Origin of the sequence: Streptomyces sp. NBC_01537, assembly GCF_045040445.1 — a bacterium.
GTDB lineage: Bacteria > Actinomycetota > Actinomycetes > Streptomycetales > Streptomycetaceae > Actinacidiphila.
The window spans coordinates 1,918,492-1,943,118 of record NZ_CP109392.1 but is presented as its reverse complement, the minus strand read 5'-3'; the positions used below and the strand labels follow the sequence as shown (position 1 = coordinate 1,943,118).

General features: G+C 70.4%; 22 protein-coding genes and 3 pseudogenes. 16 read left to right on the top strand and 9 right to left on the bottom strand.

What is annotated here, in order from left to right:
* Positions 1-140: 140 nt before the first annotated feature.
* The 4 genes and pseudogenes from OG607_RS09030 (at position 141) to OG607_RS09015 (ending at position 6,213) form a co-directional block, all read left to right on the top strand.
* A pseudogene (locus tag OG607_RS09030) lies at positions 141-953 on the top strand (IS5 family transposase).
* 74 nt (positions 954-1,027) lie between these two features.
* On the top strand, positions 1,028-1,627 hold the full coding sequence (locus OG607_RS09025; protein ID WP_405720980.1) for an SMI1/KNR4 family protein: 600 nt from the start codon (positions 1,028-1,030) through the stop codon (positions 1,625-1,627).
* A gap of 696 nt (positions 1,628-2,323) precedes the next feature.
* Positions 2,324-5,110, top strand: coding sequence for a protein kinase domain-containing protein (locus OG607_RS09020; protein ID WP_405720977.1), 2,787 nt, complete (start codon positions 2,324-2,326; stop codon positions 5,108-5,110).
* Between the two features lie 272 nt (positions 5,111-5,382).
* Positions 5,383-6,213, top strand: a complete 831-nt coding sequence (locus OG607_RS09015; RefSeq protein ID WP_405720976.1) for an IS5 family transposase — start codon at positions 5,383-5,385, stop codon at positions 6,211-6,213.
* Here OG607_RS09015 and OG607_RS09010 read toward each other — a convergent pair.
* From OG607_RS09010 to OG607_RS09000, 3 genes and pseudogenes are all read right to left on the bottom strand, one after another.
* Positions 6,131-6,697 carry a hypothetical protein gene (locus OG607_RS09010; RefSeq protein WP_246340783.1) on the bottom strand — a complete coding sequence of 189 codons (567 nt, stop codon included), beginning with the start codon at positions 6,695-6,697 and terminating at the stop codon, positions 6,131-6,133. The genes OG607_RS09015 and OG607_RS09010 overlap by 83 nt on opposite strands.
* Positions 6,698-7,587: 890 nt before the next feature.
* Positions 7,588-8,607 (bottom strand): DNA-directed RNA polymerase subunit alpha, encoded by a 1,020-nt coding sequence (locus OG607_RS09005; protein ID WP_405720973.1) that lies wholly within the window; start codon positions 8,605-8,607, stop codon positions 7,588-7,590.
* 391 nt (positions 8,608-8,998) lie between these two features.
* Positions 8,999-9,178 (bottom strand): annotated as a pseudogene (locus OG607_RS09000) (arsenate reductase ArsC); the annotation flags it as partial.
* Between the two features lie 403 nt (positions 9,179-9,581).
* Here OG607_RS09000 and OG607_RS08995 point away from each other — a divergent pair.
* The gene (locus OG607_RS08995) at positions 9,582-10,070 is read left to right on the top strand and encodes a GNAT family N-acetyltransferase (RefSeq protein ID WP_405720970.1); all 489 of its coding nucleotides are present in this window, start codon (positions 9,582-9,584) and stop codon (positions 10,068-10,070) included.
* A gap of 234 nt (positions 10,071-10,304) precedes the next feature.
* Here OG607_RS08995 and OG607_RS08990 read toward each other — a convergent pair whose 3' ends face one another.
* Together OG607_RS08990 and OG607_RS08985 are read right to left on the bottom strand one after the other, a co-directional pair.
* Entirely contained in the window at positions 10,305-10,799 is a 495-nt protein-coding gene (locus OG607_RS08990) for a hypothetical protein (protein ID WP_405720967.1), read from the bottom strand.
* Positions 10,800-10,829: 30 nt separating this feature from the next.
* Positions 10,830-11,742: pseudogene (locus OG607_RS08985) on the bottom strand (metallophosphoesterase); the annotation flags it as partial.
* 100 nt (positions 11,743-11,842) lie between these two features.
* Here OG607_RS08985 and pcaC point away from each other — a divergent pair.
* The 3 genes from pcaC to OG607_RS08970 are packed head-to-tail and all read left to right on the top strand — an operon-like array spanning position 11,843 to position 14,601.
* On the top strand, positions 11,843-13,099 hold the full coding sequence (gene pcaC, locus OG607_RS08980) for a 4-carboxymuconolactone decarboxylase (RefSeq protein ID WP_405720964.1): 1,257 nt from the start codon (positions 11,843-11,845) through the stop codon (positions 13,097-13,099).
* A gap of 38 nt (positions 13,100-13,137) precedes the next feature.
* Positions 13,138-13,785 carry an MBL fold metallo-hydrolase gene (locus OG607_RS08975; RefSeq protein WP_405720961.1) on the top strand — a complete coding sequence of 216 codons (648 nt, stop codon included), beginning with the start codon at positions 13,138-13,140 and terminating at the stop codon, positions 13,783-13,785.
* Between the two features lie 36 nt (positions 13,786-13,821).
* A complete protein-coding gene (locus tag OG607_RS08970) occupies positions 13,822-14,601 on the top strand; it encodes an exodeoxyribonuclease III (RefSeq protein ID WP_405720958.1) in 780 nt (259 codons plus the stop codon).
* Here OG607_RS08970 and OG607_RS08965 read toward each other — a convergent pair.
* A complete protein-coding gene (locus OG607_RS08965; RefSeq protein WP_405720955.1) occupies positions 14,568-15,362 on the bottom strand; it encodes a hypothetical protein in 795 nt (264 codons plus the stop codon). The two genes, OG607_RS08970 and OG607_RS08965, sit on opposite strands and share 34 nt — an antisense overlap.
* Positions 15,363-15,474: 112 nt before the next feature.
* Between OG607_RS08965 and OG607_RS08960 the strand changes: the two genes are divergently transcribed.
* A complete protein-coding gene (locus OG607_RS08960; protein ID WP_405720952.1) occupies positions 15,475-15,837 on the top strand; it encodes a cupin domain-containing protein in 363 nt (120 codons plus the stop codon).
* A 19-nt stretch (positions 15,838-15,856) separates the two neighbouring features.
* Positions 15,857-16,297 (top strand): DUF6278 family protein, encoded by a 441-nt coding sequence (locus tag OG607_RS08955; protein WP_405720949.1) that lies wholly within the window; start codon positions 15,857-15,859, stop codon positions 16,295-16,297.
* A 46-nt stretch (positions 16,298-16,343) separates the two neighbouring features.
* On the opposite strand, the gene OG607_RS08950 is transcribed toward OG607_RS08955, so the two are convergent.
* Positions 16,344-17,210, bottom strand: a complete 867-nt coding sequence (locus OG607_RS08950; protein WP_405720946.1) for an XRE family transcriptional regulator — start codon at positions 17,208-17,210, stop codon at positions 16,344-16,346.
* Between the two features lie 142 nt (positions 17,211-17,352).
* Here OG607_RS08950 and OG607_RS08945 point away from each other — a divergent pair, with 142 nt between their 5' ends.
* From OG607_RS08945 to OG607_RS08930, 4 genes are all read left to right on the top strand, one after another.
* Positions 17,353-17,889 carry an ATP-binding protein gene (locus tag OG607_RS08945; protein WP_405720943.1) on the top strand — a complete coding sequence of 179 codons (537 nt, stop codon included), beginning with the start codon at positions 17,353-17,355 and terminating at the stop codon, positions 17,887-17,889.
* A gap of 29 nt (positions 17,890-17,918) precedes the next feature.
* Positions 17,919-18,170 (top strand): TfoX/Sxy family DNA transformation protein, encoded by a 252-nt coding sequence (locus tag OG607_RS08940; protein WP_405720940.1) that lies wholly within the window; start codon positions 17,919-17,921, stop codon positions 18,168-18,170.
* Positions 18,171-18,372: 202 nt separating this feature from the next.
* On the top strand, positions 18,373-18,777 hold the full coding sequence (locus OG607_RS08935; protein WP_405720937.1) for a hypothetical protein: 405 nt from the start codon (positions 18,373-18,375) through the stop codon (positions 18,775-18,777).
* Positions 18,778-18,941: 164 nt separating this feature from the next.
* On the top strand, positions 18,942-19,841 hold the full coding sequence (locus tag OG607_RS08930) for an SGNH/GDSL hydrolase family protein (protein ID WP_405720934.1): 900 nt from the start codon (positions 18,942-18,944) through the stop codon (positions 19,839-19,841).
* Here the strand turns inward: OG607_RS08930 and OG607_RS08925 are convergent.
* Positions 19,825-20,994, bottom strand: a complete 1,170-nt coding sequence (locus tag OG607_RS08925) for a low temperature requirement protein A (RefSeq protein WP_405720931.1) — start codon at positions 20,992-20,994, stop codon at positions 19,825-19,827. The two genes, OG607_RS08930 and OG607_RS08925, sit on opposite strands and share 17 nt — an antisense overlap.
* Before the next feature lie 4 nt (positions 20,995-20,998).
* Positions 20,999-21,748 carry a hypothetical protein gene (locus tag OG607_RS08920; protein ID WP_405720928.1) on the bottom strand — a complete coding sequence of 250 codons (750 nt, stop codon included), beginning with the start codon at positions 21,746-21,748 and terminating at the stop codon, positions 20,999-21,001.
* A 116-nt stretch (positions 21,749-21,864) separates the two neighbouring features.
* Between OG607_RS08920 and ggt the strand changes: the two genes are divergently transcribed.
* The gene (gene ggt, locus OG607_RS08915) at positions 21,865-23,661 is read left to right on the top strand and encodes a gamma-glutamyltransferase (protein ID WP_405720925.1); all 1,797 of its coding nucleotides are present in this window, start codon (positions 21,865-21,867) and stop codon (positions 23,659-23,661) included.
* 163 nt (positions 23,662-23,824) lie between these two features.
* Positions 23,825-24,565: a hypothetical protein gene (locus tag OG607_RS08910; RefSeq protein WP_405720923.1), complete on the top strand. Its 741-nt coding sequence runs from the start codon at positions 23,825-23,827 to the stop codon at positions 24,563-24,565.
* The last annotated feature ends 62 nt before the right edge of the window (positions 24,566-24,627 follow it).

Sequence of the window (24,627 nt, the reverse complement as noted above, 5' to 3'; positions counted from 1 at the left end):
GTGCGATTCCTGTGAGGCGGTGCCGGGATCATCAACCGGGCCGCCGCTGCGCCGATGCGCGGCCAAAGAGGGAGAAGGTGCGGCGAGGTCAAGAGGTCGTCTCAACTGGCTTGGTCTCTAGGCAGGCGGTAGTGATGGCGATGGTGGAGCGACTGGTGCCGGACGGGTTGTGGGAGTTGTTCCAACGAGTGGTACCGGCCGCTCCGGTACGGCCCCAGGGTGGGGGCCGACGCAGATATGGGGACCGGCAGGTACTGGCGGCCATCTTGTTCGTGGCCACGACGGGCTGTACGTGGCGCCAACTACCGTCGGGCTTCGGGCCGTCCGGTCCGACCGCGCACCGGCGGTTCACCGAGTGGAGCCGGGCTCGGGTCTGGGGCAAGCTCCACCGCCTGGTGCTGGACGAACTTGGTGCGCGAGGAGAGTTGGATTGGTCGCGCTGCGCGATCGACTCGGTAAACATGCGGGCGGTGAAAGGGGGGATCTGACGGGTCCGAATCCCGTAGATCGCCGCAAAGAAGGGCTCGAAGATCCACTTGATCACCGAGCGGACCGGTCTGCCCCTGTCGATAGGCATCTCCGCTGCGAACACCCATGACAACCAAGGGCTGGAACCCCTGGTGCGGGGCATCCCGCCAATCCGCTCCTACCGCGGACCACGCCGGCGACGGCCCGACAAGCTCCACGCCGACAAGGGCTACGACTACGACCACCTGCGTGGATGGCTCCGCACCCGGAACATCATCCCGCGCATTGCCCGCAAGGGCACCGAGTCCTCACAGCGGTTGGGCCGCTACCGTTGGACCGTGGAACGCACGGTCGCGTGGCTCGCTGGGTGCCGCCGCTTGCACCGTCGCCATGAACGCAAGGCAGAACACTTCCTCGCCGTCGCCGGAATCGCCGCCGCCCTGATCTGCTACCGCAGACTGGCGAAGGCCATCACCGCGACGTGATCCGTAGAGTGCGGCCCATTACGACGCCGGTCTGCCGCGGAGGACCGAGCCGGGCACACACCATCGAGGACTGCATGACCGACTACCTGCCCGCCGTCATGGCGATGCTCGGCCCGGCCCAGAACCGCTTTGCGGACCCTGCTGCTTGGGACCGTCTCCACGCAGATCTCGGCATACAACTGCCGCCCGACTACCGCGTCCTGGTCGACGCCTACGCCCCGATCCAGCTCAATGGCCATCTGTACCTCAATCATCCGGCGACCGAGGAATGGAACCTGGGCCAGGAGATTCGAAGCGGCATCCAAGCATGGTCCGAGGTGCCCTGGGACGAGCTCGATCTCGACGCGGACGAGGACCCGCGCCAGCTCTTCGGACTCGCCGAGTTGAGCTTCGGCACCCGCAACGGGCTGTGGCCAATCGCGAGCACCGACCGCGGAGAGACAATCTTCCTCATCGCTGCCACCAGTGCCCCCAGGCTCCTGGTGAGCTACGACGAAACGTGGGCAGAGCACCACATGAGCTTCGCCGAATGGCTCTACCGCTATCTCATCGGCGAAGACATGACCGGTCCCAACAGCGCAGCCTTCTATCCAGGCCCTGTGCAAATGCAGCACCTGCCGATGTCCGCCGACGAACGCCCCGAGCCTTGGTACGGCCCAGACCGCGGCATGTGAGAGGCCAACCGCGCTGGCAGGAACGGCGGCCCAAACGAGATGACCTCTAAGTGCGTTGTGGCAAACCGGATTTCGTTCGAGCTGTGCGGTGCGGGTGATCATCTGGACAGAGGTGCGGGCGCGGCGGTGGGCATGGAAGAACGGGCCCCTTGGTAGTGACGCGGCTACGACACCCAGCACGACCAAGGAAGCCCGTTGCCTGATCAGTTGAGCAGTACCACTGTGCCTGCGTCCACCGCGCTCACCCCTGGGCGTGACTGCTACGTGCCCGTGTCGGCGAACGCGCCGGAACCCTTCGCGACTCGACCGCGGCGCACAGCGGCGCGCGGCTCTCCCAAGCTGCCGCCCCCTTCCCCACGAGGGTGGTGGCGTGAACGCATTCGACCAGGTCACGGTGGCGGTAGAAGAAGGGAGTCATCGTGTGGGGCATCGGACCGCACCTCGAGACCCCGGGCGTAAGGGAAACCGCCCGCCCCGGACCACCACTGGGAGTGGTGTCGCCGCCTCGCCGCCGTGGACGCGAACGCGGCAACCCAGCCCGCCCAACACCGTTCGAGGCAGGCGCAGTGAACAGGAATGGATCTACGACCCACTCCCGCTCACTATGTGGGAACGGTACTTTGCCGTGTACGGGCTCTTCATCCGGTCTGCCTGCAGGGCGGGATGTCGGCCGATCGACAGCTCCGGGGGGTCTGTATGCGTTGGATCGGCAAGCGACGGAACGGCACTCCGGAGTCCGGTGAGTCGGCGGCCGAGGTGGTCGCGCGGTTGCGGGAGGGCAGTGCCTCGGCCGAGCAGGACGGTCGGCAGGGCAGGCCCGGCAAGGCGGTGAAGCGGTACCGCGAACTGGTCGTTCGTGCGACGGCTGCGCCCGGGCCCGACGACCCCGACACCCTGGCCCTGCGGCACCAACTCGCCCACTGGACAGGGGAGTCGGGCGACCCGGAGGGCGCGGTGCAGCTGTTCGCGCAGCTCCTCTCCGACCGTGAGCGGCTCCAGGGGCCCCGGCATCAGGACACCGGCCTGGCCCGCCACCAGCTCGCCCACTGGCATGGCCGGGCAGGGCGGGCCGAGGAAGCCGTACGGCGTTACGATGAGATGCACCGCTCGGCCGAGCAGGAGGACCGTACCGAGGCCGCGCTCAACCTGCTCTGCGACATGGGCCACTGGCAGCAGCAGGCCGGCGACAACGCGGCCGCGCTGTGCACCTTCACCCGGATGCTGAAGACCGCCGAGGGCGAGCTCGGTTCGCAGCACCGGCTCACCGGTATCGCCCGACAGCGTTATGCCGAACTCGCCGGCGGGCTGCCCTTCGGTCATGAGCGGGGGCACGACAGCCTGGAGGGGCTCGTCGCGGCGGCCGCGGAGATCGAGCGGAGCGGTGACCTGCGGAGGGCCGCCCGCATGTACGGTCAAATAGCGGAGAAATGTGAGGAGTTGTACGGCGCGGGCAGTGACCGGACGCTCGGCGCGCTGGTGTCGCAGGCGAAGGTGGCCATGCAGACGGATGACCCAGAAGGCCTGGCCGAAGCCGTTGTCTGTTTCGGGAAAGTGCTCGCGTGCATGGAGCTACGGGGAGAGGGCCCGGGTTCTCCCGAGTACGACACGCTGTCCCAGCAACGCGATGGACTCGCTCGGGCAGCCGGGACGACGGAATTGCACATCGGCGACACGGCGGGAACCCTGCTCGCCAGGCAGGTGGAGGCGGCACCCGCCACGGCCTTCGGGTTGCTGGCACGCGAAGCCCGCGCCCGGCATATCGCCCGGGTCTTCCCGGTCAGCGGTGATACCGATGACACGCGACCGCACCGAGTCAGCGTCGCGCAGTGGCGCACCGTGATCCAGCACGTGGCCGACCAGGGGTGCGAGGCCCGCGCCTTCTACTTCGCCCGTGCGGACCGCCGGCCGATACCCGAGGAGATCGCTCTGTGCGAGCGGCTGGGGCTGCTCGGCGTCTACGTCTCCAGTGAGGGCGCCGGCAATGTCAACGTGGAGGCTTACTCCTTCCGGGACGGCACGGCCCATTCGGTGTCGCTCGTCGTGGTGGACGACGAGCCGGCGGAGCCGGAACCCGCCCCCGCGCGTGCCCAGGGTGGTCCCACGGACGTCCATGCCGAAGCCGAGGCCCTGGGGGAGTGGCGGCAGGTGGCGCGGGCCACGTCCGCGCGGACGATGGAGGATCCGGCAGCCTTCGGTCCCTACGAGGTCCTGGAGCGCGTCGGGGAGGGCGGGTTCGGTCGCGTCTACCTCTGCCAGGATCCGGACGGCGTCATGGTGGCGGTCAAGACCCTGCACGCGGAGTACGCGGCCGACTCCTCGATCCGAGTTGGGTTCACGCACGAGGTGCAGGCGGCCCGGCGGGTCAGCGGCCGGTTCACCGTTCCCGTGATCGCCGCCGACACCAGCGGCGAGACCCCCTGGATGGCCGTGCCGTTCGTGGCCGCGCCCTCGCTGCAGGAGGTGGCCGAGCGGTGCGGCGCCCTGGATACCGCCACCGTCCGCGGCATCGGTGCGGGCATTGCCTCCGCGCTCAGCGCCATTCACGCCGAGGGCATCGTGCATCTCGACCTCAAACCCGCGAACGTGCTGCTGACCGAGGACGGCCCCCGCGTCATCGACTTTGGTATCGCGCAGATCGAGCGGCTGACCGAGCCCCGGAGCGGGTTCGCCGGTACGTACGCCTACGCCTCGCCGGAACAGATCCGGGAGCACCAGCAGTTCACCCCGGCCAGTGACGTGTTCTCCCTCGGCACGCTCCTCGCCCGCCTCGCCCTGGGGCGCCTTCCCTGGGGCAGGAAGGTTCTCGCCGTGATGAGCAACATCTGCGACGGCACGCCCGACCTGGGGGGTCTGCCCGCCGAACTGGAGCAGGTGGTGCGGTCGTGTCTGCAGGCCGATCCGGCCCGGCGGCCGACCCCCGCCGAGGTCGCCGCGGCCCTCGCGGTCGGACCTGCGGGCGCACCCCTCGGACCGGAGGCGGAACGCTGCGCCCCGCCGCCCCTGCCCGCCGAGGTAACGACCCTCATCCGCGAGCACGGCGCTCTCCCGGCCACCCGCCGCTTCGAGACGCTCGTCCACACTCGGCTCGAGGGGCCGGACGACACCACGGTCGCCGCACGGCCGGCGACTGGCGGCGACACCAGTGACACACCACCCGAGGCCCGCACCCCCGACACCGCGGCCCGGGACCTCGAAGCCCAAGTCCTCGCCTGGGAACGCGAAGGCGGCTCGAAGTCGACCGACCAGGTACGCCGGGAATGCGGCGCCTTCGCCGCGGAGGCGCGCTCCCGGCTCGGCGAGGACCACCCCCTGGCCCTGCGCCTCAAGGTCTCCCACGCCATGCTCGGCTACGACGGGACAAGCGGAACGGCTTACGCCGAACGCGTCGTGGACGAGGTCGCCGTACGTCTCGGTGACGGCCATCCCACGGTCCGGGACGCTCGTTCGCTGCTGGCGGCGCTGAGGTCCGCCCAGCCGGGCTGAGTGCGTTGTGGCAAACCGGATTTCGTTCGAGGTGTGCGGTGCGGGTGATCATCTGGACAGAGGTGCGGGCGCGGCGGTGGGCATGGAAGAACGGGCCCCTTGGTAGTGACGCGGTTACGACACCCAGCACGACCAAGGAAGCCCGTTGCCTGATCAGTTGAGCAGTACCACTGTGCCTGCGTCCACCGCGCTCACCCCCTGGGTGTGACTGCTACGTGCACCGGTTCGGTTCGATCGCTCCGGGGCTGCGGGCAGGCTGCTATCCGAGTGACATGACGGATGCGGAGTGGGCCGAGGTCCGCTCCGCGATGCCGGTGCCGGCCTGGCTCCTCAAGCGGGGCGGGCGTCCGGAGGCGTACTGCCACCGCGAGATGCTCGACGCTGTGCGTTACCTGGTCGACAACGGCGTGAAGTGGATGGCCATGCCGGTCGACTTCCCGCACTGGCGGGCGGTCTACGACTTCTTCCGCCGCTGGCGGGCCTGCGACTACGTGCGTGAACTGCACGAACGCCTGCGCCGCACGGCGAGGGAACGCTCAGGCCGCAATGCCGAGCCCAGCGCGGGAATCATCGACAGTCAGTCGGTGGACGCCTCCGAGAGCGTCGGCGAGGACAGTCGCGGATACGACGGCGGCAAGTCACGTGACGGGCGCAAGCGCCACATCCTGACCGATACCGAGGGCCTGCTCCTGGAGGTGACCGTGACCACGGCCGATGTGCACGACTCCAAGGCCGCCCCCGCGCTGCTGGAGACATTCATGGACCAGCCGGGCCGGCTGTTGAAGCTGGTGTGGGCCGACAGTGCCTACCAGGGGCCGGCGCTGGCGAAGGCGTTCGCCCGTCACGGAGTCCGGATCGAGGTCGTGCGCCGATCCGACGGGCAACGTGAATTTGTCGTCCTGGCCCGCAGGTGGGTGGTGGAGCGCACGCTGAGCTGGCTCTCCCGCTCACGCCGCCTCAACCGCGACCACGATCGCCGCCTCGACCACCACGCCCAGATGGTGTGGTGGGCCGCCGTGATCAGGCTGTCCCGGCGCCTGGCCGCAGACGCTCCGCGCTGGCCGGAGAAGCGCCCCGGCCGACTGTTCCGGGCGCGGGCGTGAACCGTCCGTCCTTCGCCCGCAGCAGCCAGCCCCGCTTCTCCAGCACGTAGGCACGGTGACGGATCTTCTCCACCTCGTTCTTGATCTCCGCTTCCCGGCCCACCGCCCGCGTCAGCTCGACCCCGTTCACCGGCCCCGAAGCAGCCACCGCAGCGGCGAACACCTCCCGATAGAGGCCGCTGAGCACCTCCTCGCCCGTGCCCGACCGCCACGCCGGCGGCCTCTCGCCATGCCCCGCGCCCAAGCCGCTCGATCCAGCGGCGGCAGCCATCTCACCACCAGAAGGCACGGAAACCGGCGTATTCACCGGGATCTCCTCTGCCAGCACCGACACGAGCTCCTCACGCCCCACCCGGGCCCGCTCGACTCGCTCCCGCGCGGCATCCACCTCCGCCTGAGCCTGCTCCAGAACCTCCGTCCAGGACTCCAGATCCTGCCTCGCCTGCGCCTCACGCCGTTCCATCAACCCCAGCACCGACGGCATCGCACCCTCCTCGATCAACAACAAGCCGTCCGCTGCCTGCCCCTACCCCTCCGCGATCACGCCCCGCACACGAAGAAGCCCCCTGCTCGTCGAACAGGGACTCCCTTTGCCACGACGCACTAAGAAGTCCCTGGCTCCGAGGCTGACCGGCTTTGGGCCGGTCGAGGTGCCGCCCGCCGCCCCGTACGGTGCACCGACGAAACCCTGTGCATTAGACCGACGTAACTCGATATCGTCCGAAGTCTTGGAAGGAGCGCCTGGTGGACGGCCCAAAGCTGCAGTACCCCCTGCTTGTGGCTCTGCCCGGCGGCCGAGTGCAGCACTCAGCTCGCCTCATGGGAGATGGTCTGGGCGTGGTCACACTCCGCCGCAAGCGCGGAGAGCCGACCGGTGACGGGAACGGCCTTGCGTACTGCAGGGGTTGTCTGGGACGCCCCAACTCGCAGGATCAGCGGAGCTACGGATCAGGAAACAGCCCCGCTTAGCGCGGGCAGCGGCAATCGCCATGGCTGCGAACCTGCTGGTCGCGTAGTTCCGTCGGTGCCCCCGTACCTGTCCTGGAAGAGAAATCGGTCTCTTCGCCGCGATGGTCGTGCCTGTCTGTGTCGCCCTGCCCGTCGTGCTGACCGCTTCCGAGCGCCACCGGCTGAAGACGATGGCCTACGGCCGCAAGACCCCGCATCAGGCGCGGCAGCGGGCAACCATCGTGCTTCTGGCAGCCCGAGGGTGTTCCAACGCCCGGATAGCCGTGCAGACGCGAATGCATGTGGACACGGTGCGCATTTGGCGGGGCCGATGCCCAGTTCCTGCCGCCCATTCTCAGCGACGGTCCCGCCCCGTCACCATCCTCGGAAGCTGGCCAGGACTGATCGACCGGCGCGGCGCACCGTTCAGTATTGCTCGGTCTCGACGAACCTCGTGTCCGCGTCGTTGATGGCGAAGCTGTCGACCGCGGCCATGGGGTGGAATCCGGGCGGGCTGTCCTTGAGGCCCAGGCCCAGTCCGGCCAGCTTCGTCTTGACCTCTTCGATCGACTTCGTACCGAAGTTGCGGATGTCCATCAGGTCCGCCTCGGAACGTGCCAGAAGCTCACCCACCGAGTGGACGCCCTCGCGCTTGAGGCAGTTGTACGACCGAACGGTGAGCTCGAGCTCCTCGATCGGCAGGGCGAGATCAGCGGCAAGGGCGGAATCCGTCGGGGACGGACCCATATCGATGCCCTCGGCGTCGATGTTCAGCTCGCGAGCGAGACCGAACAGCTCGACCAGGGTCTTACCGGCGGACGCCATGGCGTCACGGGGACGCATGGCCTGCTTGGTCTCGACGTCGACGATCAGCTTGTCGAAGTCGGTGCGCTGCTCGACACGGGTCGCCTCGACCTTGTACGTGACTTTCAGCACCGGTGAGTAGATCGAGTCGACCGGGATGCGCCCGATCTCCTGACCGACCTGCTTGTTCTGGATAGCGGAGACGTAGCCGCGACCGCGCTCGACGATCAGCTCCATCTCCAGTTTGCCCTTGCCGTTGAGCGTGGCGAGGACGAGGTCGGGGTTGTGCACCTCGACACCGGCCGGGGGCGCGATGTCGGCGGCGGTGACCACACCCGGGCCCTGCTTGCGCAGGTACATCACGACCGGCTCGTCCTGCTCGCTGCTCACCACCAGCTGCTTGATGTTGAGGATGAGGTCGGTGACGTCCTCCTTGACGCCCGGCACGGTGGAGAACTCGTGCAAGACGCCGTCGATACGGATGCTGGTGACAGCAGCGCCGGGGATCGAGGAGAGGAGCGTGCGACGCAGGGAGTTGCCGAGGGTGTAGCCGAAGCCCGGCTCCAGGGGCTCGATCACGAACCGGGAGCGGAACTCGTCGACGACCTCTTCGGTCAGGGACGGACGCTGAGCAATCAGCACGTGGTGTTGCCTCCACTGGTTTGGCGCCCGTTATGTGACGCCGTAGACACCACGAAGGGTACGGGCGTACTGGCCTCCGAAGAGGCCGAACCGCCCGACTCCAACCCAGTGAGGAGGCTTCAGGTCTCCCTTGCGCCTGCCGCCCCACGGCCGTTTCTCCTGTGGCCGCGTCCAGCTCTCGGGCATGCAGGACGGCCAGGCAGGCATGCGCGGCCATGGCCGGGTGATGTCGTGATCACTGCGTTGGCCGGGACAGTCGGCAGGAGCGGTGTGCACCGCTCACGGCGCTGTGTTCAGCCGATACGTCCCGGCAAGGAACCCGGTCGCCTCAGTCGCTGTGCACGCCGCCGAAGGGCGAGTCGCCGGCCGGCCGTCGTAGCAATGTCTGCGGTCAGTGCTTTGCCGGGACGCCGAGGTCGTCGAGGTGGCCGCGGACGCGGCGCTCGATGTCGTCGCGGATGGGGCGGACGTTGTCGACGGTCTCGCCTGCGGGGCCGTCCAGGGTCCATTCGAGGTAGCGCTTGCCGGGGAAGACCGGGCAGGCGTCGCCGCAGCCCATGCTGACGACCACGTACCGGCAGGGACCGGTTGACACCTCCGGAAGCGGAGCCACCTGTCACGTGATGCGTGAGCGGGTTACTGCCGTGGATCGGTTCCACACGATCTCCCTGCGTCGAGGTCGGCATCGGGCCGTGAAGTGGTTGAGGTGCGTAAGAAGCTGTTGTCTTTCCGGACGTGATCGCCGCGTTTCCGCTGGTCGGACATAGGGGCGGTGAGGCCCGCCAGAAACCGTTCCGACGGGGACCTCCGTGCGGAGCCGTGAGACGCCGAAGCCGCACAGAAGCGCTCCGGCGCGGCTTCGGCGTGAGATCGGTTGCGCTCGCACGAGTGGTTCCCGGGAGCGGTGCAGGAACGCCTGCCTGAGCAGCCGACCCGCCGCAGGAAGGCACTTCCCGGTGCGAAATACTCTCCCGATGAGTTCACGCACTTCCCCGATCAGCCAGTCGATCACGATACGGAGGGCCGTCGCGCGGGATGCCAAACGGCTCACGCGGCTCGTGCGTGGCTCAGGCGCCTACGAGGGTAAGTACGCGGCCGCAGTGGAGGGCTACCGGGTCGGTCCTGATTACATCGAGGCCCACCGCGCTTTTGTGGCCGTCGGCGCCGACGAGCATGGAGGCCGGGTCCTCGGGTTCTACTCGCTCGTCCTCGCTCCACCGGAGCTCGACCTGCTGTTCGTTGCCGACGAAGCGCAAGGACGGGGTATTGGACGGCTGCTCGTGGCGCACATGCAGTCCGAGGCCCGTGCCGCCGGGCTCGACCGTCTCAAGGTCGTGTCGCATCTTCCCGCCGAGGACTTCTACCACCGTGTGGGTGCGGTGCGGACCGGGACCGCGTTTGCGAACCCGCCCGCCGTGCCGTGGGACCGTCCCGAATTCGAGTTTCGCATTCCTTCGGAATGACGCGGTGTGCCGGTTCGCAGGGCACCGGCTTCGCCTGCACGGTGGCCGGCATGCACGAGCCGCTGGACGCCGCGCGCTGCGTGTGTGCCGTCGTTTCTGCCCTGGCGGGGAATCGCCTGCGCCGGCGGCCTCTCCCGGCGACTCCCTCGCCTCCGGCACTCCACGGGCCATCGAAAGCGCGTACATCTCGGCTCGCTCCACACACGATCGAGGTCGGCCGCGTAAATACGTAGTTCACACAACCCTGATCTGCGAGACGAAGTGGCCATAGTCCACCGTCAGCGCTGTAGGGGGTGATGCCTTGCCAGTGCGGCCATCAGCGCAAGTGGAAGTAGTCACAGCCCTTGCCCCGTGGAGCTTGGCCGACCGGCGTCGGTGCGGCCGCGGTGGAGCGGATCGGCGGGAGGCTCCGGACAGGGGCATCAGAGCCTGACTGTCGTGGGTGTTGGCCAGGTCCGACTCGGCGTTCGGGTCGTCGTAGGCGTCGACGACGGCGATGGTTCTGCCGGAGCAGCTGGCGGAGGCGGCGGAGGTCAGGCCGTGGGCCGACTGCAGGTCGCTGGGGTCGTAGCCGGTGGGGGAGTCCGCGGCGGCGTTCGGCCGGACGGTCCGGGGTGCGATGCCCTTCTTCGCCGCCTGCTCTTCCTGGAAGGCGGTGGTGCCGCTGGTGACGCGCAGGGCGTTGCAGGATGCGTAGCCCTTCTTCGGGGTGCCGGCGCACTGCAGCATCTCCAGGCGGAACCGCCGGCCCGCCCAGCGCTACGGCGTGGGGGGCGGGTGCGGGGAGCGGAGTACGAGCAGGGTGATCTCGCTGGGGGCGAAGACACGGAACGGCGGGCCCCAGAAGCCGGTGCCGCGGCTGGTGTAGAGGAGGGTGCGGGGGCCGTGGTGGCTGAGGCCGGCGAGGGCGGGCTGGTCGATGCGGACCAGGTGGTGGAAGGGCCAGATCTGGCCGCCGTGGGTGTGGCCGGAGAGCTGGAGGTCGACGCCGGCGGCTGCTGCCCGGTCGACGAACTTGGGCTGGTGGGCCAGGAGCAGCACGGGGTGGTCGGGGTCGGCGCCGTGCAGGGCTCCGGCGAGGTGGGCGCCGTGGCCGGCGAGGCCGGAGGACTCGGCCGTGACGTCATCCACGCCGGCGACCACGAGGGTGTCGCCACCGCGTTCGAGCAGCAGATGGCGGTTGCGCAGCGGTTCCCAGCCCAGCTCGTCCATCAGGTCGACCCAGCCCTGGGCCTCGCTGTAGTACTCGTGGTTGCCGGTGACGTAGACCCGGGCCAGGGTGGCTCGCACGGTGCCGAGTGGGGCGGCCTGGGCGTGGCGGCGTTCGGCTGTGCCGTCCGTGATGTCTCCGGTGTGGCAGACCAGATCGGCCTTCAGCGTGTTGACCGTCTCGCAGACCCGTGCCGACCAGCAGGCGCGGTCGAGAGGGCCGTAGCGGGTGTCGGTGATGAGGACGACGCGCATGCCGTCCAACCCGGCCCCCATGCACGGGAGTTGTACGTCGAGCTGGCGCACCCGTGGCACCCGGCAGGCCTCGGCGTACCCCCAGGCGAGCAGCACGGCGGCTGCGCCGAGGACCGCCCAAGTGACGATCCGGGCCCGGTTCTGACCGTCGCCTACGCCGGCCACGGGTGAGGGCGAGGCGCAGCAGGACGCCGAGCAGGACGGACCAGTGAGGGGCGGGAGGATGGGCGAGGTCTTCTACCTGGTCAAACAGCTACAGCCGGGCCCCGCTCATAGGGGCTGTTGTGACAGATGAGAGGCTCGGGCGGGTGAGCGAGACGACGGAAGAGACCCTGCCATACCGCTTTGACGGGCCAGAAGACGCACCGATCCTGGTTCTGGGCCCAGCTCTCGGTACCACATGGCACATGTGGGACCGCCAGGTGCCGGACCTGGCGCGCCAATGGCGTGTCCTGCGCTACGACCTCCCCGGTCACGGCGCGGCCCCCGCCCGGCCGGCGTCCTCCATCACCGAACTCACCGAACGGCTGCTCGCGACCCTCGACGGGCTCGGCGTGGACACCTTCGGCTACGCGGGCTGCTCCATCGGCGGCGCCATCGGCACCCAGCTCGCGCTGCGCGCGCCGCACCGGCTGGCATCCCTCGCGCTGATCTCGTCCTCGGCCCGCTACGGCACCCCGGACGAGTGGCGCCAGCGCGGCGTGATCGTACGGGCCAACGGGCTGGAGCAGATCGCGCAGAGCACGCCCGAGCGCTGGTTCGCCCCCGTTTTCCGTACTGCGCAAGGCGCCATTGTCGAGTGGGCGGTGCAGATGGTACGCACCACCGACCCCGGCTGCTACATCGCCGCCTGCGAGGCCCTGGCCGCCCACGACCTGAGGGAACAGCTGGGCGGATTCGCCGTCCCGACCCTCGTCCTCGGCGGCGCGGAGGACCCGGTCACCCCGCCGGCCGACGCCCGCGTGCTCGTCGCCGGGATACCCGACGCCCGGCTCGCGATCGTGCCGGGCGCCTCGCACCTCGTCCCGGTGGAGCAGCCCGCCGCCGTCACCGATCTGCTCGTACGCCAGTTCGGCGCCGACTGGACGGAGACGGCCGCCCCCGCCGCGCCCGCCGCCGGGGCGGTCCCCGCCCCGGCACCCGCCCCCGTCGCGGCCGTGCCGCCCGCGCGGGCCGCGGGCACCCGCCCGGACCCGTACGACGCGGGAATGAAGGTGCGCCGTGAGGTGCTGGGCGACGCGCATGTCGACCGGGCCGCCGAGCGCGCCGACGAGTTCACCGAGGACTTCCAGGAGTTCATCACCCGCTACGCCTGGGGCGAGGTCTGGACCCGCGAGGGACTGGACCGCCGCACGCGCAGCGTCATCACCCTCACCGCCCTCGCCGCGCGGGGCCACTACGACGAACTGGCCTTCCATACGCGGGCCGCCCTGCGCAACGGGCTCAGCCCGGCCGAGATCAAGGAGGTGCTGCTGCACACCGCCGTCTACTGCGGGGTGCCGACGGCGAACTCCGCGTTCGCGGTGGCGCAGCGCGTCATCCAGGAAGAAACAGCACCACGCTGACGATCACCACGGCGGCCCCGGTCGGCCATCATGGACGCATGAAGCTGACCAAAAAAGGCCACGCCTGCGTCCGCCTGGAGAAGGACGGGCGCACGCTCGTCATCGACCCCGGGACCTTCAGCGAGGAGGACGCGGCGGTCGGCGCCGAGGCGATCCTCGTCACGCACGAGCACCTGGACCACTTCAACGAGGACCGGCTGCGCGCCGCTCTCGAAGCGAACCCCGGGGCGCAGATCTGGACGCTGCGCAGCGTCGCGGACCTGGTCTCGGCGGCCTTCCCGGGACGGGTGCACACGGTGGGGGAGGGCGACACCTTCTCCGCCGCCGGGTTCGACATCCAGGTCCACGGCCAACTGCACGCCGTGATCCACCCGGACCTCCCGCGCATCACCAATGTGGGTTACCTGGTCGACGGCAGCGTCTTCCACCCCGGCGACGCGCTGACCGTGCCGGACAGTCCGGTCGACACTCTGCTGCTGCCGGTGCACGCCCCGTGGAGCAAGATCAGCGAGGTGATCGACTACGTACGCGAGATCAAGCCGCAGCGGGCGATCGACGTGCACGACGGGCTGCTGACGGACATCGGCCACATGGTCTACAACAACGGCCTGGGACCCAACGGGGCCGGCATCGGCGGCGCCGAGCACGGCAGCCTGGCCCCCGGGGAGAGCCTCGACCTCGCCTGAGCCCGGCTGTCAGAGGCGGGCGGTACATTCGAGGGCATGCGCATCGCCACATGGAACGTCAACTCGATCACCGCCCGCCTGCCCCGGCTGCTGGCCTGGCTGGAGAGCAGCAACACCGACGTGCTGTGCGTCCAGGAGACCAAGTGCTCCGAGGAGCAGTTCCCCTTCGACGAGTTGCGCGCCCTCGGCTACGAGGCGGCCGTCAACGCCACCGGCCGCTGGAACGGCGTGGCGCTGCTGTCCCGCGTCGGCCTGGCGGACGTGGTGAAGGGTCTGCCCGGCGGCCCCCTGTACGAGGACACGGACGAGCCGCGGGCCGTGTCCGCCACCTGCGGCCCGGTGCGGGTCTGGTCGGTCTACGTGCCCAACGGCCGTGAGGTCGAGCACGACCACTACGCGTACAAGCTGCGCTGGTTCGAGGCGCTGAAGGCGGCCGTGGCCGAGGACGCCGCCGGGGAGCGCCCGTTCGCGATCCTGGGCGACTACAACGTGGCGCCGGCGGACGAGGACGTCTACGACCCTGCGGTCTTCGAGGGCCTGACCCATGTCACCCCGGCCGAGCGGGCCGCGCTGGCGGCGCTGCGCGAGGCGGGGCTCAGCGATGTGGTGCCGCGCCCGCTGAAGTACGACCGCCCGTACACCTACTGGGACTACCGCCAGCTCGCCTTCCCCAAGAACCGGGGCATGCGCATCGACCTCGTCTACGCGAACGAGCCCTTCACCAAGGCCGTGGGTGACGCCTACGTCGACCGTGAGGAGCGCAAGGGCAAGGGCGCGTCAGATCACGCCCCGGTCGTGGTGGACCTGGACGTCTGAGCCCCGAGCGGCGTGCGCGGATAGCCGATCGCGAAGCGCCCGCCCGCCCGGCGCTGGAATTCCACGTGCCCGCCCCGCAGCGCGGGCGGGCACGGCAGGTGCAGGGTGACCGGGGCGGGGACGTCGCGCAGGTCGACGACGAGGGCGTCGTCCGGAAGCGCGGCCAGCACGGAGGCCAGTTCGGGGTCGGCGCCCGCGCCGGCGCGGGCCTGCGGGACCGGCGTGCCGTGCAGGTCGGGGCGGTAGGAGACGACGCGCGAGGCCTCGGCGAGGCGCTCCAGCAGGGCTTCGTCGTCGTCATTGGCCCGTACGGCGGCCAGCCCCGCGCGGGCCAGCCCGGTCACCCACGCGACCAGGGAGGGGGCGGCATAGGCCCAGGTCTCGTGGAAGACCCCGGTGGCCGCGAACACCGGCCCCCAGGCGCGGCTCGTACCGTCCACGTCCACGAACAGCAGGTCACCGCCCGCCTCGTGCACCACGTGCGCCGACCCCGGCGGTCCCGTCGCCCAGCCGCCCGAGGCCAGCCCCCGCTCGGGCGCGAGGCTGTACCACTCGCCGTCCCGGGCCGCCCCGATCCGGAACGCCCGCACGGCCCGCACCAGGCGGCGTACGCCGTCGGGCAACGGCACGCCCCACCCGTCGATCTCCGCGTCCGTGGCCCCGGGCCCCAGACGCACCACCCGGGGCGCCCGGCCCGCCAGTTCGGCCAGCAGCGCCACCGCCCGGTCCGCGGCCGCTCGCTCGTGGTGCACATGGCTCATGCGCATGCCCCTTCATCTGCCGGGCACCTTTACGTAACGTATTGTGCGGCAACAGAACGTATACAACGTGTCGTTCGATTTCCGGCGGCTCCGTCCCCTACGCTCGGCGTCCATGAGCGCCATCGATCAGCTGTCCCCTTCCTTCGCGGTCCGCGTACCCGACGCCGAACTGGAGTCCGAGCCGCTGGACCTCTCGCAGGTCGTCTCCGGGCAGCCCGAAGTCACCGGAAAGGTGCTGTGGGAGTCGGCGGACGGCACCCGTCTGCGGGGCATCTGGCAGATCACACCGGGCGTCGTGACGGATGTCGAGGCCGACGAGATGTTCGTCGTCGTCAGCGGCCGTGCCACGGTCGAGGTCGAGGACGGGCCGACCCTGGAACTGGCGCCGGGGGTCGTGGGCGTGCTCCGCGAGGGCGACCGGACGACATGGACGGTGCACGAGACGCTGCGCAAGGCGTACGAGATCCACACGTAGGCTGCGTAGGCTGGACGGCATGGACTTCCCGTTCCTGGACAGCTGGCTCAGACGGCACCGCACCCCGCGCGGCATCGCCGTGTACAGCACTGGCGCGGACGACCAGGAGCGGGTGGCGGAGCTGCTGTCGGAGTGCGGCCTGTTGCGGGAGCGGGCCGCCGCTGCCGGGGTCGAACTCGATGACACGGCGGAGTCGTTGGGGCGGCTGGACCAGCTGGTGCCGAGCTGGCGCGACGACCCGGAGGAGCTGCCCTGGCTGGGCAATGACGCGGGCCTGTACCTGGGCACGGTGATCATCCGCACGGTGCCGGGGGCCGCCTGGCAGGTGTGGCCGAACGGGCAGCCGGTGGTGACACTCGGCTCCGGACGGGAGATCGACGTGGTGGCGATCGGCCACGACTGGGCGGAGAGCGGTACGCCGGAGCTGTCGCAGGCGTACGCCGAGGCGTCGGAGGTCTGACCGCTCGCAGTTCGACCGCTCGCAGGTCCGACCGTCGGGCGGCGGGTCAGATGACCCGCTCCGCGCCCTCCCGCATCGCCTCGAATTGCCGTTCGAAGCCGTGCGCGAAGGACCCCGGCGGGGTCGTGGAGAGCCGGTACACCAGCGACGAGTTGGGGTCGCTGCGCGCGCCGATGACGGCGGCGAAGGTCGTGCCGTCCAGCCGGATCATCCGCCATACGGGCGGCGCCATGTAACGGTACACCTCCATCTTGAGGGTGCCCTCCTCGGCCAGTTCGGCGAGCAGTTCCTCCGCGAAGCGCAGGCTCGCGGAGAAGAACCGCGGCGTCTCGCCGACCTCCTCGGCGATCCGGGACACCGCCGGGCTCTCGTGGTGCAGGATCAGCACCCGCAGCAGGGGCTCGCATTCACGGCCGACCCTCGTTAACGGCCCCCGCAGCAGCGAATCCCCCATCGCGACCATGCCCAGGGCCCGTACGCCGATCACGTCCACCGCCCCCGCGCTCGCGGCCGCCTGACGGATCTCGGTGAACGCCTCCGGCTTCGTCCGGGCCACCGCCGCCACTTGCGGATGTTCGAACAGGTCCTGCGGACCGGACTGGCTGAAGCGCAGCGGCGCGAGCCCCATGAGCAGCCGCGCGTCGTCCGGCATGCGCAGGCCGGCCGCGATGCGTTCGAAGACATCGATCCGGACCACCACCCGGCGGTTGCGCACGATTTCGTTGACGCGCCCCTGCAACAGCCCGGTGGCGGCGGCTATCCGTGACTGGCTCGCACCGCCGTACTGCTGGGCGAAGCGCAGGATGGCGCCCGCGTCACGGCTCCGCAGAGCCTCACGTATCTCTTCCCGGAGCCAGGCCCAATCGGGGATCTCGACGGAGTCGCCTGAGGACGACGAAGACTGACCGGACATGTGTGAACTCTCCCGCCCGCGCAGACGGCCCCTGGACTTGTTACCAGGAGGTATATCGCCGTGAGAATAGCGCGGGGGTATCGCTTTCACAGGGTCTTCACGGAAAGCTCAGCGCCACCTGCACCATCAATGAGGTGGACAAATGAGTGAAAACCTGGCCGCACAGGCGCCAATCCTCCGAGATACCGGAGAGCAGCCCGGTGAAGAACTACCCCCGCAAGCCCGCCCCGAACCGGTCGCCGGCACCGCCCTCGCCTCCGTCGAGCACATCGAACCCGTGGACTACCCGCCGACCACCCTGCTGGTCGGCGAGGTGTTCCTGCCCTGCGACGAACAGGCTCCCCGGCAGGCCCGCCGGATCCTCGCCGCGACCCTGGACGTGTGGGGCCTGGGGCATCTCCTGGAGACGGCGAGCGTCGTGCTCGCCGAGCTCGTGACCAACGCGGTGCGCCATGCCGGCGGCCGCCAGATAGGCCTGACCCTGTGGCGCAGAATGACCCTGGTGCACATCTCGGTACGCGACTGCTCGCGCTCGCTGCCCTGCCTGATCCTGACCGGCCCGTTCCCCACCACCGCCGAGAGCAGCCGCGGGCTGCAGCTGGTCGCCGCGTACACCTTCCGCTGGGGTACGGAACTCCTCCCGGGCGGCAAGCGTGTCTGGGCCGAGATCGCGGTCTGACGGACCGTCCGGCGGTGCATGATGGCCGCATGGACTCCCTGCAGCAGATGCCGAACATCGGAGCGGTCCTCGCGGATCGCCTGCACCGCGCCGGTGTGACGGACGCCGACGAGCTGCGCCGGCTCGGCGCCGGCCGCGCCTTCGAGAAGATCCGGGAGGGGCTCCCGGAGGACGCCTGCACGCACACCCTGCTCGCCCTGGAGGGCGCGATCCGCGGGACCCGCTGGACCGCCATCCCCAAGCCGGAACGGGACACCCTCGTCCACCGCGTCCTCGGCTGAGCCCGACGACCCGGAGAGCTCCCCGGGTCGTTGCTGTCTGAGGGTCTTTCACGCATTCAAACCACCTTGACCATCCCTTTGCCCAAGCCACAGGTTTGCCATGGGACGGGCATGGTGGGGGCACAGACTGGTCCGCTTGGCTCATGGGTGAACCGATCTCTCCTGGCGTCGAGTACGCCGGACCTTGAGGAGCTACTGACCCATGACTCGTGTCCTGAGGATCCGCCGCCGGACGGCACCCGCAGCCGTCGTACTGCTGGCCGCCTCGACCCTGTTGCTGGCCGGCTGCGGATCGGACTCCTCGTCCAGCAGCGGCACCGGCGCCGGCGGCAACAGCACCGCCTGTCCCTCCGGCGGCCCCGGCGGCGGCCAGGGCGGCTCCGGCGCGCCGTCCGGCGCACCGACCGGCAACATGAGCGGCGCGCCGTCCGGCGCGCCCACCGGCAACGCCTCCGGCATGCCGACCGGTGCCGCCCCCTCCGGTGCCCCCTCCGGCGCCCCCGGCGGCGGCCAGGGTGGTCAGGGCGGCCAGGGTGGCGGCCAGGGCGGCTGCGGCTTCGGCGGCGGCGGCCAGGGCGGCGCCAGCCCGGCGCCCACCAGCTCCTGACGGTTGTTCGATTGCTGAAGCCCCCGGGTCCGACGGCCCGGGGGCTTCGTCATGCCGGGTGCTACGCGGGAGTAACGTTCCGCCGTCCAAGTCATTGACAGTCGTCTCCGGCGCCCCGAATCTGATCACGTCAACGAGGACACAGGCCACAGGGGGGAACAATCATGCGCAGACGTATGCTCGTTCGGGGGGCCGCCGCCTTCGGCGCCGCGATCGCCCTCACCGCCGGCACCGCCCTCCCGGCCGCCGCGCACGGCTCGCAGGGTTCTCCGGGCTCACACGGTGCCCGCGACTACGTCGCACTCGGCGACTCGTACACCTCAGGACCGGTCATCCCGGTCCAGGTCGACGCCAACTGCGCCCGGTCCAGCAGCAACTACCCCAACCTGGTCACCGCGCGGCTGCGACGCACCGCCCTCACCGACGTGAGCTGCGCCGGCGCCACCACCGCCCAGATGTGGCAGGCCCAGGGCACCAACCCACCGCAGCTGGACGCCGTGACGAAGAGCGCCGACCTGGTCACCCTTCAGATCGGCGGCAACGACATCGGCTTCGGCACCATCATCGGTACGTGCGCCTACGTGGCCGCCACCGCCCCCACCGGCAGCCCCTGCCGGGCGTACTACAACGCGAGCGGTACGGATCAGCTGGAGGCGAGCATCGCCCAGACCGCGCCCAAGATCGCGGCGGTCCTCGCGGGCATCCACAAGCGCGCCCCGCATGCCGACGTCGTCGTGGTCGGCTACCCGGACCTGCTGCCCGACAGCGGCGTCGGCTGCCGCCCCGCCGTCCCGTTCGCCGACGGCGACTTCGCGTACCTGCGCGACACCGAGAAGAAGCTCAACGCGATGCTCGCCCGGCAGGCGCGCGCCGCCCACGCCACCTACGTGGACACCTACGCCCCGACCATCGGCCACGACATGTGCACCGCCCCCGGCGTGCGCTGGATCGAGCCGCTGGCCCCGGCCTCGCCCGCCGCCCCCGCGCACCCCAACGCGCTGGGGGAGCAGGCGATGGCGGCGGCCGTCCTGGACCGGCTGCTGTGCGTCAGGCAGGCCGGCTGACCACCACCGAGACCGCGACCAGGGCCGCCAGCAGCAGCCCGGTCGCCAGCACCGGAATGCCGGTGAAGGTCACGGCGAGCACCAGGACGGCGGTGCCCGGGATGAGCAGCGCGTGCGCGAGGCTCACATGGTGCGGCCGGACGTGCAGGACGTACAGGACGAGAAGGAACACCGCGACGGGCACGGTCACGGCGGCCCCTGCGGCGGCGTGCGAGAGGTGGGCGTGGTGGGTGGCGTAGTCGATGTTGACCGCCAGGCCCGCGCCCACCGCCGCCACCGAGGCGAAGACCAGGTAGTGGCCGTATCCCCAGGGAATGCTCACCCGGTTGGAGGTCAGGAACTGGGCGGCCGGCTTGGCGAAGTACAGCCACCACACGGAGAAGACGATCAGCAGCCCGCCCCCGGCCACACCGAACAGCGCGAGCGGCGTCTCCCGTTCGTCCAGCGCCTGCTGCACCGCCAGGGTCGCCGCGAGCACCGACTCGCCCAGAACGATGAGGGTGAACAGGCTGTACCGCTCCGCGATGTGGTGCGGATGCCACGGCGTCTGCCAGGAGGCCTCGGCGATGATCGGTACGCAGACGTCCAGGATGCCCAGGGCCACGAAGGTCGCCGTCCGCCACCCGTCCGGCACGAAGAGCCAGCCGACCCACGCGCACTGGATGACGACGATCCCGGCGGCGTAGCGCAGCGCCGTGGCCCGCCCCTCCGGATGGGAGCGGGCGGCCCGCAGCCACTGCGACACCAGCCCGGTGCGCATGACGACATAGCCGATCACCGGCAGCGTGAAGTCGTGCTCGGCGAAGGCGCGCGGCACCCCGGCGGCCAGCATCAGGATGCCGGTGATCTGCACGAACGTGGTCAGCCGGTAAGGGACGTCATCGATGTCGTACGCGGAGGCGAACCATGTGAACCCCATCCAGGCCCACCAGATGGCGAAGAAGACCATCAGATAGCTGACCAGCCCGGACGACACATGGCCGGCGGACAGCGCGTGGTGCAGCTGGGCTGCGACCTGGGCCACGGCCACCACGAAACACAGGTCGAACAGCAGCTCCAGCGGCGTCGCGGCGCGGTGCGGCTCCGCCGGGTCCCGGGCCGCCATCGGGCGCAGCCAGGGCGATCTCCAGAAGCTGATCTGTGGTTCGCTCACGCGGTCATTCTGCCGTCGCGATGGCCGGACGACTGACCGGTGTGGATGCCGGGCGGGTGACATCGGCGACGACCTCCACCACGTCCGGGCCGTACGCCGTCGAATTGATCACCTTCAGCAGCAGGCAGAACGAGCCGTCGCCCCCGTACTTGCGGGCCAGCCGCGTGTGGTGGCGGACCAGATAGCGCACGGCCGCCTGATTGGTGATCGCCGTCTGGCCGGAGGAGAGAAAGACCGGCCGGCTGTTCCCGGTGTTCTCGTCGGCGGCCAGACGCGCCAGCAGTACGTACTCCACCGACCCCTTGTCCAGCCGGTAGGTCTCCCCGGCGATGGTGAGCGCGCCCCGGTCCGGGCCGAGGTTGTCGGGGTTGACCTCGACGCCGGGCAGCATGGTGCGCAGATGGGCCGCCATCCGCTGGTTGGACACCGGCCCGCCTATGCAGAACTCCGTACGCGCCCCGAAGCCCTGCCACGCCGTGTCGTGCGGCAGGATCTCGGCGTGCGCCCGGCAGTCCTTGACGATCGAGGCCAGCTCGATCAGCGCGAACACGTCGTTGCGCGCCACGCTCCAATCCCGCGATCCCGGGTCGCGGTTGACCACCAGCAGGCACTCGGAGCCGGTGGGCAGCCCGAAGAAGCGCTGCTGGTGGCCGAGTCTGCGCCGCCAGAGGTAGGTGCGGACGAACCAGCCGAGTGCGGCGCTGATGGCGGTCGCGGCCAGGCCCAGGATGATGTTGCGCAGGTCGTCGCTCATGGGCGCGAATGGTAGCGCTGTCCGGGGTATTCGCACTGACGTGCTCCTGACGAGTTGGGCGTGATCCCGATACGCTGCGGGGCACGGTCCGCGGTCGCCCAGGTGGAGGTCCACGTATGCGTCGTCGCAGTGTGTCGCTGTTGGCTGTCGGTGCGGCTCTTGTCTCGGTGGCCGCCGCACCCCCGACGGCTCAGGCGGTACAGCCGGCCCCCGCCAAGGTCCCGGTGGCCGTCGGCTACGGCGGAGCCGTCGCCAGCGTGGACGTGGACGCCTCCGCCGCGGGCATCGAGGTGCTCAAGCACGGCGGCAACGCGGTCGACGCGGCCGTGGCCACCGCCGCCGCGCTCGGCGTGACGGAGCCGTACTCCTCCGGCATCGGCGGTGGCGGCTACTTCGTCTACTACAACGCCAGGACCCACAAGGTCTCCACGATCGACGGCCGCGAGACCGCCCCCGCCTCCGCCACCGACCAGCTCTTCGTCGAGAACGGCCAGGCCATTCCCTTCGCCGACGCCGTCACCAGCGGCCTGAGCGTAGGCGTCCCCGGCACGCCCGCCACCTGGTCGACGGCGCTGAGCACCTGGGGCTCGAAGTCCCTGAAGCAGGTGCTGAAGCCCGCCGAGCACATCGCCCGCGACGGCTTCACCGTCGACGCGACCTTCCGCGACCAGACCAGCGCCAACCAGGCCCGCTTCGCCGACTTCCCCGACACCGCGAAGCTCTTCCTCCCCGGCGGGGCGCTCCCGGTGGTCGGCTCCACCTTCACCAACCCCGACCTCGCCGCCACCTACGAGGAGTTGGGACGCAAGGGCGTCAAGGCGGTCTACGACGGCGACATCGGCGCCGACATCATCAGCACCGTCCGCAATCCGCCGGTCAGCCCGACCTCGACCCGCGTCGTGCGCACCGGCGATCTGAAGGCCTCGGACCTGAAGGCGTACAAGGCCAAGCAGCAGGCGCCCACCAAGATCTCCTACCGGGGCCTGGACGTCTACGGCATCGCCCCCTCCTCCTCCGGCGGCACAACGGTCGGCGAGGCGCTCAACATCCTGGAGGGCACCGACCTCTCCAAGCTGACCGACGCCCAGTACCTGCACCGCTACCTCGAAGCCAGCCGCATCGCCTTCGCCGACCGCGGCCGCTGGGTCGGCGACCCGGCCTTCGAGAACGTCCCGACCGCCGGACTGCTCTCCCAGTCCTACGCCGACTCCCGTGCCTGCCTCATCAAGGACGACGCCGTCCTCACCAGCCCGCTGGCCCCCGGCGACCCCGCGAACCCGGCCGCCTGCGCCACCTCGGGCGACGCCGCCCCGACGACGTACGAGGGCGAGAACACCACCCACCTCACCGTGGCCGACAAGTGGGGCAACGTCGTCTCCTACACCCTGACCATCGAGCAGACCGGCGGCAGCGGCATCACCGTCCCCGGCCGCGGCTTCCTGCTCAACAACGAACTGACCGACTTCTCCTTCGTCCCCGCCAGCGCCACCGTCCACGACCCCAACCTCCCCGGCCCCGGCAAGCGCCCCCGCTCCTCCATCTCCCCGACCATCGTGCTGAAGAACGGCCGCGTGGCCTTCGCACTCGGCTCCCCGGGCGGCTCCACCATCATCACCACCGTCCTGCAGGTCCTCACCGAGCACGTCGACCGCGGCCTCTCCCTTGAGGACGCCATCGCCGTCCCCCGCGCCAGCCAGCGCAACACCGCCGCCACCAGCGTCGAAGCCGCCTTCCTCGGCACCCCTGCCGCCGCCACGCTCGCCGCCCTCGGCCATGTCTTCGCCGCACCCGCCGAGATCGGCGCCGCCACCGGCATCCAGCGCCTCCCCGACGGCCGCTGGCTCGCCGCCGCCGAGCCGGTCCGCCGGGGTGGTGGCTCCGCGCAGGTCGTCCAAGCCAGCGGTACGCCCTAGGTCCCTTCTGCCGGGTCTCCGTGGCGTCGCGGTGTCTGGCACCAGCGCTGGCGGCGTTGTCGTCAGTCAACGACGCTCCGCGTCGCTTCCCTCCTCCGCCTTGCAATCGCAGGCGCCAGCCACCGCTCCTTCCCCCACGGAGACCCGGCAGAAAGGACCAGTCATGGCCGCCACCGTCTGGGTGCTGCTCGTCCTCCTCGGTGGCGCCGCCTACATCGGCTGGCGGCTCCACGCCTACCCCGGCGGCTGGGCCTACGCCTTCGGGGACGCGTACGCCGCCGAGCGGCGCGACCTCGCCGAGGCCCGCCGCGGGGTGCGCGAGCTGGAGCGGGCTGCCCGCCGCGAGCTGTCCGAGGCCAAGGGCAAGGTGCGCGGCGAGGAGACCCGCTACCGCGAGCGCATCCGCGGCGCCGAGCAGCGCCTGAAGGAGCTCCAGAACCCCGGCCGTGGCGAGCTACAGCAGACCCTCGGCGAACTGACGCTCTATCAGCACGTCCTCCGGCACCGCTCCGAGGACATCCCGCTCGCCGGGCTCAAGGTCCGCTTCGAGTCCTCCCGGCACAAGTACTACATAAAGGTCACCCGCCCCAACGGCCGCGTCCGCGACGTCCACTACCCCCGCACCCAGCCCGAGGACGCCGTCCGCCGCTTCGCCGTCCGCATCGAGAACGCCGTCGCCGACGAGAACGACTTCCTGACCCGTCGCAAAGGCCTCATCGCCGACACCGAGACCGAGCTCATACACGCCCGCGCCAACACCCTCTCCCAGGAGGCCGCCCGGGAAGCGCTCGCGCGCGTGACCGCCCGCCACAGCGCGGACGACCGCCTCCCCGCCGCACGGGCCGAACTCGACGCCGCGCGCGGGCGCTGGCACGCGGAGACGGGGCACCTGCCGCGCACGTGATGTTCGACCCGCCGTCACCGTGCCCCTACTGAAAACTCCCCGTAGCCACTCCGTAACACCGC